Origin of the sequence: Streptococcus sp. AS14, assembly GCF_000286495.1 — a bacterium.
Taxonomy (GTDB): domain Bacteria; phylum Bacillota; class Bacilli; order Lactobacillales; family Streptococcaceae; genus Streptococcus; species Streptococcus sanguinis_P.
Window position 1 is genome coordinate 44,847 of sequence record NZ_ALKI01000018.1, and the last position, 12,067, is coordinate 56,913.

General features: G+C 40.2%; 9 protein-coding genes, 3 tRNA genes and 2 pseudogenes. All 14 read left to right on the plus strand.

The genetic code is table 11. The features are described from left to right. The first annotated feature begins 17 nt into the window (after positions 1-17). The 14 genes and pseudogenes from HMPREF1150_RS01785 (at position 18) to HMPREF1150_RS01725 (ending at position 12,032) form a co-directional block, all read left to right on the plus strand. Positions 18-992: a hypothetical protein gene (locus tag HMPREF1150_RS01785; RefSeq protein WP_009660294.1), complete on the plus strand. Its 975-nt coding sequence runs from the start codon at positions 18-20 to the stop codon at positions 990-992. A gap of 195 nt (positions 993-1,187) precedes the next feature. Continuing rightward, positions 1,188-1,934, plus strand: a complete 747-nt coding sequence (locus HMPREF1150_RS01780; protein WP_009660449.1) for a DUF6261 family protein — start codon at positions 1,188-1,190, stop codon at positions 1,932-1,934. A 63-nt stretch (positions 1,935-1,997) separates the two neighbouring features. Beyond that, complete coding sequence (locus tag HMPREF1150_RS01775) at positions 1,998-2,372, plus strand: GNAT family N-acetyltransferase (protein ID WP_009660485.1); 375 nt, start codon at positions 1,998-2,000, stop codon at positions 2,370-2,372. Positions 2,373-2,438: 66 nt separating this feature from the next. Further along, a pseudogene (locus HMPREF1150_RS12175) lies at positions 2,439-2,657 on the plus strand (GNAT family N-acetyltransferase); the annotation flags it as partial. A 16-nt stretch (positions 2,658-2,673) separates the two neighbouring features. Then, positions 2,674-3,486: an aminoglycoside 6-adenylyltransferase gene (locus HMPREF1150_RS01770; RefSeq protein ID WP_032905792.1), complete on the plus strand. Its 813-nt coding sequence runs from the start codon at positions 2,674-2,676 to the stop codon at positions 3,484-3,486. Positions 3,487-3,544: 58 nt separating this feature from the next. Beyond that, a complete protein-coding gene (locus HMPREF1150_RS01765) occupies positions 3,545-5,533 on the plus strand; it encodes an AAA family ATPase (protein WP_009660272.1) in 1,989 nt (662 codons plus the stop codon). Positions 5,534-5,798: 265 nt separating this feature from the next. Next, positions 5,799-8,249: a DNA topoisomerase IV subunit A gene (gene parC, locus HMPREF1150_RS01760; RefSeq protein WP_009660290.1), complete on the plus strand. Its 2,451-nt coding sequence runs from the start codon at positions 5,799-5,801 to the stop codon at positions 8,247-8,249. A gap of 168 nt (positions 8,250-8,417) precedes the next feature. Next, positions 8,418-9,443, plus strand: a pseudogene (locus HMPREF1150_RS01755) (branched-chain amino acid aminotransferase); the annotation flags it as partial. 107 nt (positions 9,444-9,550) lie between these two features. Continuing rightward, on the plus strand, positions 9,551-9,781 hold the full coding sequence (locus HMPREF1150_RS01750; RefSeq protein ID WP_002895433.1) for a DUF2969 domain-containing protein: 231 nt from the start codon (positions 9,551-9,553) through the stop codon (positions 9,779-9,781). Between the two features lie 49 nt (positions 9,782-9,830). Further along, positions 9,831-9,911 (plus strand) — tRNA-Tyr (locus HMPREF1150_RS01745). A 49-nt stretch (positions 9,912-9,960) separates the two neighbouring features. Further along, positions 9,961-10,032: transfer RNA gene (locus tag HMPREF1150_RS01740), tRNA-Gln, on the plus strand. Positions 10,033-10,195: 163 nt separating this feature from the next. Continuing rightward, the gene (gene rpsA, locus HMPREF1150_RS01735) at positions 10,196-11,398 is read left to right on the plus strand and encodes a 30S ribosomal protein S1 (protein ID WP_002909688.1); all 1,203 of its coding nucleotides are present in this window, start codon (positions 10,196-10,198) and stop codon (positions 11,396-11,398) included. An 87-nt stretch (positions 11,399-11,485) separates the two neighbouring features. Then, a tRNA-Arg gene (locus HMPREF1150_RS01730) sits at positions 11,486-11,557 on the plus strand. A gap of 58 nt (positions 11,558-11,615) precedes the next feature. Beyond that, positions 11,616-12,032 carry an NUDIX hydrolase gene (locus tag HMPREF1150_RS01725; RefSeq protein WP_009660441.1) on the plus strand — a complete coding sequence of 139 codons (417 nt, stop codon included), beginning with the start codon at positions 11,616-11,618 and terminating at the stop codon, positions 12,030-12,032. Positions 12,033-12,067: the final 35 nt, after the last annotated feature.

Genomic DNA, 12,067 nt, shown 5'->3' on the forward strand with positions numbered 1-12,067 from the left:
ATAGTATGGGAGATATTATGACAAGACAAAATTATTTTGAGCTTATTCAGAATATGAGATTTAATGCTAAGAAGGAAATGGATATTGTAAGAAAAATACTGCATGAAGATATTTATATAGAGAATCATAAAACGAATCTGCAGACATTTTTTTCTGATAGATACAAAGAGTATTATCCAGTGGAGAAGAAAGGACAGTATGTTACATTTGAAGAAAAATTTACAGCTATTTCCCAATATTATACCAGTGTTGATTACCTTTATACTGCTTTTGAATTTATTATTGATTTATATTCAGAAATAAGAAATAAAGATAAATTTGCAAAAAACTACGTGACATCTAAAGAACTTAAAAAAACAGAGGATTCTGGCTGGATTCCTGAAGATGATAATGAGTTTGAAATTTGGAAAGAAACTATAAAGCATACTTCTCTAATGGATCAATACGAAAAATTATGTGAAAGATTAGAGTATTCTTTAGATAAAACAAATCATGAACTGATTACTTTAGAAAATGGTGACAAGATCATTGTTGAAAAGAATGCCTATGCCTCGGAAGTTTCTCAGATTATATCTGAAACTAGTATTGAAGATGCGATAAAGGTTTTAGAATATAATCATTTTTCAAATAAGAGAAATATTCAGCGTAAGAAAGAGATACTTCTTTCTTTAGCAGGCTATTTGGAGCCATATCTCAAGGAGTTTAAACGACCTAAAGGACTATCTGATGAATCAAAAGTCATTTATAATGAATTAAAAGAAGTATTACGACTAAATAAGGATAGAACAAAAATTATTGCTTTTGATATGCTCTCTGAGATGTATAACAAAGGAGGGCTAAGACATAACAACGATGAGCAATATCATCTCAATATGAATGATGAGGAATTGGAACAATGGTATGATAAAATATATACTTCAACCTTGTTTGTGATTCTCAGCCTGGAAATGGGAAAAAATTTATCTAAGTTAAATGAATTAAAAAAGAAATGACTTCATTCTATACGAAGAATTACTTTCCCTAGCTCTAAAACAAGAAATTTCACATGAAGAATTTCTTGTTTCAGAGTAAAAAACCAAATCACACATGTGTGATTTGCATTTTTAGAGCAAAAGCCGAACGTTTACATGTGTTCTGAGCGGTTTTGGAGTAAAAGATTAAAAAACACATGAAGAAAGAGGAGTTTTATGAAAAAAGAATATGGAATTACTAGTTTAACTGTACGCAATTTAGAAAACAACGAATTTTTCCAGCTCATGTCCGAGAGTCGGAGCGAGGTTGCGGCATTTATCAAGGAAAATAAGGTGGATGGCATTTACACGACCAAGCTGGATGAGATGGACAAACTTCTGGAACAGCTACAGGGCGGGCTTCATCAGACCAAGTCCAGCAAGCTGGTGGCTAGTCTGGATCAGGCTGACCGCGAGCGCGATGATGCCTTGGGTACGCTCCAGTCTTTGGTTCGGGCCTTTGCGCGGGTCAAGGACGCAGCGACCAAGGAAGCTTATGAGCCCCTGTCTCAGCTCCTGAAAAACTACACCGGTCTAGCTGCAACAAGCTTGGAAAAGGAGACCGAGGGAATCAACCACCTACTCCAAGAGCTGAAAAAGCCAGCCTACCAGACGGCACTGGCTAAGCTTCATCTGGAAGCCCATGTCGACAGTCTGGCAGCTGCTCAGAAGGCCTTTGAAAAGGTCTACAAGGAACGATTGACTGAGCTCAAGGGCAAGACACCGAGTCAGAATAAGAACGTTCGCCTCAAGCTGCAAGAAATCTATGATTTTCTAGTGGACTTCACTGCGATCATTGCCTACGCTTATCCTGAAAGAACTCACGTGGTCAATCTCCGCGACCACCTCAATACCATCCGCAGCCGCTACAAAAAACGCAAACCAGCTAAGAAAGTGAAAGAAGAAGTGGCGGAGAGCAACTAGAATATAACTAAATTTGAGTTGAAAAATTGTTAGTGGTCGCATCGGATTTGAAAGGAGTAGAAAATGATAATCAGACCTGCAAGCACAAAAGATTGTCAAGCTATTTATGGCCTTTATCAAACTGAAAAATGGATGTCTTTTACAGAGGAAAAAGTGACATCACTATTTTCAACAAATCTGTCTCATTACGTGGTAGTTGAAGAGAACCAGAAAATCCTTGGTTTTGCCCGCTACTTGACAGATGAAGTCATGACGACCTTTTTAGCTGAGATTATCATTGATAAATCCTATCGCGGAAAAGGATTGGGACGGCAGCTGATTGAGGAGATCCACAAAAAATATCCTTTGACACGGATTGAACTCATATCTGAAGTAGATGGATTTTATCAGACAGTAGGTTTTAAGCCTGTTGGTACAGGATTTAGAAAATCTGAATGAGAGGAGACAGCCAATGACGCTTGACAATAAACTGGGTCTGACGGATTCGCTTGAACTGGCCAAGATGGTTATGCGACGGAGGCTGCCCAAGCCTGTCTAGACTTTGCTTTTCAGCAAGCTGGCTTGTCAGAAGTTTACTCTTTTACATCCTTACTCAATCTCTCTTCGCAAAAAGTCATGCAAAAGCTAGGCATGGAATTTGTCAAAGAATTTGATAATGAAAAAGTTCTAGCAGACAGTCCGCTTTATAGACATGTCCTCTACAGAATCGAAAGTTTTCACTGAAAAGGCAGGTATTCCCATGAGAACTGAACCCGAAATGCTAGATTTGATTTTGCAAACCGCAAAAGCGCTACAGGTCGAGGCTGTTGCTATGTCCGGCTCGCGGACAAACCCAAAGGCTCCCAAGGATGAGTTCCAAGACTATGATGTGGTCTACATTGTGGAGGATTTGGATGGCATGGTGGCTGACCTTGCTTGGTTGGAAAAGTTTGGCAAGCGCATGATTGAGCAGCATGTCCTAGTAGACCATCGCCGCCTCTATCTCATGCTCTTTGAAGATGGCAATCGGATAGATTTGACCCTTTGCCCAAAGGAGCACATCAAAGAGTGGGTGGATAACGAAGCAGATTTCACGGTGCTGGATGACCCACAGGGGCTGTTTGCTCCTTATGCACCTACACCCAAGCGCTATTGGACGGCACCAGCCAGTGCGATTGACTTTGATAAATCTTGCAATGAATTCTGGTGGGTGTCAGCTTATGTAGTCAAGGGCATTCATCGAAACCACCTCGTCTATGCGACGGATCATCTGTATGGAATCTGCCAGCAAGAATTGCTCAAGCTGTTAGCTTGGCAAGTGGCAGCAGAAAAGGGAACGGTCGATGTTGGCAAGAACTACAAGTACCTCTTTCAGCATTTTCCTGCTGAAAAAGAGAAAGAATTTACAGCCTTGCTTGATTTTTCTGACCAGAAAAAAATCACCAAGTCTCTCTTAGCTACCATGCACTTTTTCCACAAAGAGGCACAAGCTTTCTCTCTCAAAACCGGCTTCCACTATGACAAAGCAACTGCAGAGAAGATGATTGAGTATGCTGAAGATAAATTAAGATAGAACTATGAGAAGGAATTAGTGGCTTTGAATTATAAAAGTTTAGATTGGAACTATAGTTATGAAATATCAAAAAATAATTATTGAAAAAGATTTTTTGCCTAGTAGAAGAGTAGAATCAGAGTTCAAAGAATTCACTTATGGAGGGAAAAAATACTTCAAACCTCATCTAATTTTCGCTAGAAATGGGATGGGGAAAACGACGCTTGCAAATGAGATTGATGAAAAAAGCAATGTTGAAGAAAATGAATCAATTTTTTATAATTCTAGAAATCGACCATATCAAATAACCAATGGCGATGTTATTTATACATTAAAAACAGGAGATGATTATAGATTTACAAATATAGGAAATAATGCTATTTTTATTGCAGATGAAAATGTTGCTGATGATGTAAAAATTATAGATATGGAAATAGATAGACTCAATTATGAGCTAGAAGAAAGTGTAAAATCACTTTTAAGATACGGAGGAACAAACAAAAATCCTGATACGATGCTTGTAAGAGAGTTACCAATATCTCTTGCAGTTGGAAGTTTTAACAAAGCAAAAAGAAGGATTATTATTCATGATTCTCCACTAGGAATATTAAAAAAATTATCAAGTTTTATTTCTTCTTCTAGCAAAGAATACAACATCGAGAAAAAGGTTGTCCTTGAGAAGCTAAAAAAAGGTATCGAAAATATGCTTCATAGAGAAGATGTGAGGGTGAAACTTGATTTTATTGATGGACTATATGATATCTTTGCTCTTCAAGGCATAAACTATGTAGTTGCTAAAGAATTGATTGACCCGCTTAAGGATAAAACAATATACGGTAAAAAAATTTCCAATTTATCAGATTTAATATTGGATTTGGAAGATATTCTAATAACTTTAGAAAAATTAAAGAACAAACTTCTTGAACAAATCACCTTAGAAAATTCTAATTGCTTAAATATAGATTTTTCTACAATCTTTTTTGACTCTCAACGCTTGAGAATTGATGGTAAAGGAATGATTTATACTAGGGGGCAGCCAATCCTCTTCCCGAGGTTATCCACTGCTGAAAAAAATATAGTTACCTTGGTTTACTCTTTCTTTGAATTAGAGAAGAAAATAAAGGACAAAGAACCGGAATCATTATTAGTTGTTATTGACGATCCTATTTCTAGTACAGACTATTCAAATAAAGTGGGACTGTATACTTTTTTTAGGAATAAAGTTGAAACCCTTACTAATGCTTATAGCGAGACTCAATTTATTATCTGCACACATGATGAAGAAGTTTATTATCATTTTTTCACAATATTTAATGATTTAAAATGCTATAAAAAAAATACTCTATGTCTGGAACTTACCTATGAGGGTTTAATTGAAAGAGAGAAGGAATATAATTTCTATAGACAACAAATTAACAGTATTTATAAATACGCTCTTGGTTTAGAACCTAAACTTAGTCTATACATTGGGAACACAATGAGACGTGTTCTGGAGGCATATTCCACTTTCAATTATAGCTTAGGTCCCAGCGAAATAGCTACTGATCAAGAAATACTTTCAAAAATTCAGGACGAAACTGAAAGAGAGTTCTTCAAAGCTTACATGTATCGTTTAATTCTAAATTCAGATAGCCATGCAAGTGATAGAGTCAGACGATCATCATCTAATTTTAGTGAAATGTTTTCTGTTGAAGAAAAGACACGAACTGCTCAATTATTATTAGGGTTCTTATATAGATTGGACCCTGTTCATATAGAAAAAATGATTGATTTAAAACAACTTACAGATGAATATGAAAAGAAAATCAATAAGTGGAGTGGTCATAAAAAGAAGTGTGAAGAAAGACTAAGTGAACAAAAGAATAACATTGAAGGTATAAAAAATAGCAAACAATTTACAGATGATGAAAAAGCACAAAAAATTCTGGAACGAACTGATGAGTACAATATGAAACAACACGAAATAGAATGCTTGTCGGACCGTATAGAAGCATGTAAAACAGGAAAAGAAATGTTGAAAGATGGACTTGGTCCAAGTATTGAATTCTGGTTAAAATCAATAAAATAGTAAATGAAATCATTAAACATCAATTTTTCTAAAGAAAGGAGTTGTTCATTCCCTAATGCTTTGCGAAAAATCCTTATTACTAATTAAGCAATAAATCTTAAACACTTTAAACTACAGAAAGGATTGTTTGGTTACTTATAGTAACTGAACACGGGACTAATTTCTTAGGAAAAAAGATAAATCGCTTGGGGTTCATCGAACCCTGCATCGATTTCCTATTTTTCTACAGAAATTTTCGGCAAGCCGAAACGTCCCTTTGTATCTTATGTCCAATATTCAAAACATGTCCCTTGAGGACATCATGGGAGAGCGCTTTGGTCGCTACTCCAAATATATCATTCAAGAGCGGGCCTTGCCGGACATTCGCGATGGCTTGAAGCCTGTGCAGCGCCGTATTCTTTATTCGATGAACAAGGACGGCAACACCTTTGACAAGGGATACCGCAAGTCTGCCAAGTCTGTCGGAAACATCATGGGGAATTTCCACCCCCACGGTGACAGCTCCATCTACGATGCCATGGTTCGTATGTCTCAGGATTGGAAAAACCGTGAGATTCTCGTTGAGATGCACGGAAACAACGGTTCCATGGACGGTGATCCACCGGCGGCTATGCGTTATACTGAGGCGCGGCTGTCTGAGATGGCTGGCTATCTTTTGCAGGATATCGAGAAAGATACCGTTCCTTTTGCTTGGAACTTTGACGATACTGAGAAGGAGCCGACTGTTCTGCCGGCAACCTTTCCTAACCTCTTGGTCAATGGAGCAACTGGGATTTCCGCTGGTTATGCGACTGATATTCCACCTCATAATCTAGCGGAAGTCATTGATGCGGTTATCTATATGATTGACCATCCGTCTGCCAAGGTGGACAAACTCATGGAGTTTCTGCCTGGTCCAGACTTCCCGACAGGAGCTATTGTCCAAGGCCGAGATGAGATTAAGAAAGCTTATGAGACTGGAAAAGGTCGCGTCGTGGTGCGCTCCAGAACTGAGATTGAAAAGCTGAAGGGCGGAAAAGAGCAAATCGTCATCACCGAGATTCCTTACGAGATTAATAAGGCTGTCTTGGTCAAAAAGATTGACGATGTGCGGGTCAATAACAAGGTGGCCGGCATTGCTGAGGTGCGGGACGAATCCGACCGTGACGGTCTTCGCATTGCCATTGAGCTCAAGAAAGACGCTAATACTGAGCTAATTCTCAACTACCTTTTCAAGTACACTGATTTGCAAGTCAATTATAACTTCAACATGGTGGCTATTGACAATTTCACGCCGCGTTTGGTGGGAATTGTGCCAATCTTGACCAGCTACATTGCCCACCGCAAGGAGATTATTCTGGCTCGCAGCCGCTTTGACAAGGCTAAGGCTGAGAAACGGCTCCATATCGTTGAAGGACTGATTCGGGTTCTTTCCATTTTGGACGAGGTAATTGCCCTGATTCGTGCTTCCGAGAATAAAGCTGACGCTAAGGAAAATCTTAAGGTCAGCTATGATTTCACCGAGGAGCAGGCTGAGGCTATCGTCACTCTCCAACTCTACCGTTTGACCAATACAGACGTAGTGGTTCTGGAAGAGGAAGAAGCAGAGCTGCGCGAGAAGATTGCCATGCTGGCGGCCATTATCGGCGATGAGCGCACTATGTATAACCTTATGAAGCGTGAGCTCCGCGATGTCAAGAAGAAGTTTGGCAATCCGCGTCTCAGCGAGTTGCAGGATACGGCAAACGCCATTGAAATTGATACAGCTAGTCTGATTGTTGAGGAAGAGACCTATGTCAGCGTGACTCGTTCTGGTTATATCAAGCGGACCAGTCCGCGTTCCTTCTCAGCATCGACCCTAGAAGAAATGGGCAAGCGTGACGATGACCGACTGATTTTCGTCAGTCCAGCCAAGACGACTCAGCATTTATTGATTTTCACTAGCCTGGGAAATGTCATTTACCGGCCTGTTCATGAGCTGTCAGACATCCGCTGGAAAGAAATCGGAGAACACCTCAGCCAGACTATCAGTAACTTTGATACCAAAGAAGAGGTTATCTATACAGAATTGCTTGACAGCTTTGAAGAGGGGACTTACTTTGCAGCGACCAAGTTAGGTCAAATCAAGCGTGTAGAGCGCAAGGAATTTAGTCCTTGGCGGACCTACAAGTCTAAGTCGCTCAAGTTTGCTAAACTGAAAAATGAAGAAGATCAGGTTATTGCTCTGGCACCGATTAAGCTGGATGATGTTATGCTCGTGACCAAGAATGGCTATGCACTGCGCTTCAATATTGAGGAAGTTCCTGTCATCGGAGCTAAGGCAGCTGGAGTTAAAGCCATCAATCTCAAGAAAGACGATGTCCTAGCGGCAGCCTTTATCGCCAATACTGACTCACTTTACCTCCTGACTCAGCGAGGTTCGCTCAAGCGTATGGCAGTCGCTGATATTCCTGTTACCAGTCGGGCAAATCGCGGTCTTCAAGTTCTGAGAGAGCTTAAGACCAAGCCCCATCGTGTCTTTGCAGCTGGACCAGTCTTTGGCGAAGCAGTGGACTTTGACCTCTTTACTACTGAAGCAGAAGCCAATGAGGAGCAGATTTTGCAGGTGCTTTCCAATAAAGGAACTGCCTATGAGATTAATCTAGCTGATCTCAGCCTGTCTGAGAGAACCAGCAATGGCAGCTTCATTTCTGATACTATTTCAGACGAAGAAGTCTTCTCGGCTTATATCAAGTAATCATCAAACCAGTTCGCACGAGCTGGTTTTTCCAATTTCTAAAAGTTTGATAGTGGCAAAGAAGATTGAATAACAAAATTTTCTGAAAATTGAAAATAATACTTGAAAATATCTTAAAAAGGTGTAAAATAGGGAGTATCTAAAAATGAAGTTTGGAAGAAGAGGAGAAAGACCATGACTGTAAATCTTGACTGGGAAAATCTAGGATTCTCATATATGAAACTACCGTATCGCTATTTAGCTTACTATCGCAATGGCCAGTGGGAAGAAGGAACGTTAACTGAGGACGCTACGCTCCATATTTCTGAGTCGTCTCCTTGCCTTCACTACGGTCAGCAGGCTTTTGAGGGTCTGAAGGCTTATCGAACTAAGGACGGCAGCATTCAACTCTTCCGTCCGGATAAAAATGCGGAGCGTCTGCAACGAACTGCCGACCGCTTACTTATGCCGCAAGTTTCTACAGAAATGTTCGTGGACGCAGTCAAGCAGGTTGTCCGAGCTAATGAAGAATATGTGCCACCTTATGGAACAGGCGGAACCCTTTACATTCGACCGCTCTTGATTGGCGTTGGTGACATTATCGGAGTGAAGCCAGCTGAAGAATACATTTTCACTATCTTTGTAATGCCGGTCGGCAATTACTTCAAGGGCGGTCTGACTCCGACTAACTTCATTGTGTCAGATGACTATGATCGCGCTGCACCGCACGGAACAGGTGCAGCAAAAGTGGGAGGCAATTATGCTGCTAGCTTATTACCAGGAAAGATTGCTAAGGATAAGCATTTTTCAGATGTGATTTATCTGGATCCGGCAACCCATACCAAGATTGAAGAAGTGGGTTCTGCCAATTTCTTTGGTATCACCAAGGATAATGAGTTTGTAACACCGCTCAGTCCGTCTATCTTGCCATCCATCACCAAGTATTCTTTGCTTTATCTGGCAGAGCATAGACTAGGGCTCAAACCGATTGAAGGAGACGTTCCTCTGGCAGACTTGGGTAAATTTACTGAAGCTGGCGCTTGTGGAACAGCTGCAGTCATCTCTCCTATCGGTGGTATCCAGCATGGAGATGATTTCCATGTCTTTTATAGCGAGACTGAAGTCGGTCCAGTCACTCGCAAGTTGTATGACGAATTGACTGGTATCCAATTCGGCGATGTTGAAGCACCAGAAGGTTGGATTGTTAAAGTATAATCTAAAAACTGTCCTTGATTGGGCAGTTTTTTTCTGCAATTCTAGCCTAAGATAGCTTGCGAAGTCAGCCTTTTTCGTGTACAATAGAAATTTGAAAGAGGTAAGTTATGAGTAAAAAAGATAAAAAAATTGAAATTCAAATCACAGATAGCAAAGTGAAAGTCGGAGCAGACCAATTTGACGGTTACAGTCTTGCTATTGGCAAGAAGGTTATTGGAGAGATTGCCGAACTAGATGGCCAGTTTGCAATTATCAAAAATGGAAATGCTGAAAGTTTTTATAAAAAACTTGAAAGAGCCGTGGAAACTTTGATTGAAACCTATAATTTAAGCAAATAGGGCTTGCATTTTCATTGTATCAATGTTATAATAGATAGCGTTGATTGTCGGAGAGATAGCGAAGAGGCTAAACGCGGCGGACTGTAAATCCGCTCCTTCGGGTTCGGGGGTTCGAATCCCTCTCTCTCCATTAGCGTTCATTGTGATGATGATAAAGTGACTTTTGTCAGCGCTCTTTTTGGGGTATAGCCAAGCGGTAAGGCAAGGGACTTTGACTCCCTCATGCGTTGGTTCGAATCCAGCTACCCCAGTTCTTAGGTAATAGATCTGATAAAATAATAAAATGTCTTTAGGTGTTTTATTTCTTTATAGGATGGAAATCGTTAACGATAGATCAATGTCATTTGCGGGTGCTTAGGAAAATAAATAAGTAGTATGTCAAGCGAAAGCTTGATTGTTGGAGGATTTTTTTAGATGAATGAATTTGAAGATTTGCTAAACAGTGTTAGCCAAGTTGAGCCAGGTGACGTCGTTACTGCTGAAGTATTGACTGTTGACGCTAACCAAGCTAATGTTGCAATCGCTGGAACTGGTGTTGAAGGTGTTTTGACTCTTCGTGAGTTGACGAACGACCGCGACGCTGATATCAACGACCTTGTGAAACCAGGTGAAACACTTGAATTGCTTGTTCTTCGTCAAGTAGTAGGTAAAGATACAGACACAGTAACTTACCTGGTATCTAAAAAACGTTTGGAAGCTCGCAAAGCTTGGGACAAATTGGTTGGTCGTGAAGAAGAAGTTGTCACTGTTAAGGGCACTCGTGCTGTTAAAGGTGGACTTTCAGTTGAGTTTGAAGGACTTCGTGGATTTATCCCTGCTTCAATGCTTGATACTCGTTTCGTTCGCAACACTGAGCGTTTTGTAGGTCAAGAGTTTGATGCTAAGATCAAAGAAGTAGATCCAAAAGAAAACCGCTTCATCCTTTCTCGTCGTGAAGTTGTAGAAGCTGAAGCTGCAGCAGCACGTGCTGAAGTCTTTGGTAAGTTGAATGTTGGCGATGTTGTAACTGGTAAAGTTGCTCGCATCACTAGCTTCGGTGCTTTCATTGACCTTGGCGGAGTTGACGGATTGGTTCACTTGACTGAATTGTCACATGAACGCAACGTATCACCTAAGTCTGTTGTATCAGTTGGTGATGAAATTGAAGTGAAAGTTCTTGACTTGAACGAAGAAGAAGGACGCGTATCCCTCTCTCTTAAAGCAACAACACCTGGACCATGGGATGGCGTTGAACAAAAACTTGCTGCTGGCGATGTGATCGAAGGAACTGTAAAACGTTTGACTGATTTTGGTGCTTTCGTTGAAGTATTGCCAGGTATCGATGGATTGGTTCACATTTCACAAATTTCACACAAACGTGTTGAAAGCCCTAAAGATGCCCTTAAGGTTGGTCAAGAAGTGACTGTTAAGGTTCTTGAAGTGAATGCTGCTGATGAGCGTGTTTCACTTTCTATCAAGGCTCTTGAAGAACGCCCAGCTCAAGAAGAAGGACAAAAAGATGAGAAACGTCAATCACGTCCTCGTCGTCCAAAACGTCAAGAAAAACGTGACTTTGAACTTCCAGAAACTCAAACTGGATTCTCAATGGCTGATTTGTTTGGCGATATTGAATTGTAATTAGATAAAAGAAGTTGAGAAATGTCAACTTCTTTTTCTGATTTTCACTTGTATTTTCAAAGAAAATCAGTTATAATGAATTAGTTGCCACCCTTAGTGTAATGGATATCACGCAAGATTCCGGTTCTTGAGATGGGAGTTCGATTCTCTCAGGGTGGATGACTTAAAATTGGACTCTTCGGAGTCTTTTTTTGCTCTTTTTTTGGAGGAACATGCAATGACAGTAAAATTAATCGCCCATACCTTAATCGAGAAAGACGGGAAGTATTTGCTTATCAAACGCTCGAAAATAAAGCGAGGTCGTCCTAATGTCTATCCATCTTATTGGGACATTCCTGGTGGGAGTGTAGAAGAGAATGAACTGCCTAGAGAGGCTGCTCTACGTGAGGCTATGGAGGAGGTTAATCAAAAGATTCGGATTAATAAGATTATCCATGAAGATAGTCAATTCGACTCTAGCAAAGATACTGTCTTTACACGCCTAGTTTATGCTGGCGAAATTTTGGCAGAGCGCGATATTATATTGGATGCGGAAGAGCATACAGACTTTGTCTGGATTTCTTCTTTAGAAGACATAGAGAGTGATCTCGTTGTGCCTTATTTGATTGATGTTTTTACTGACAAATCTGTATAAAGCAACAAAAAACATCCCCTTTTATCAGGAGATGT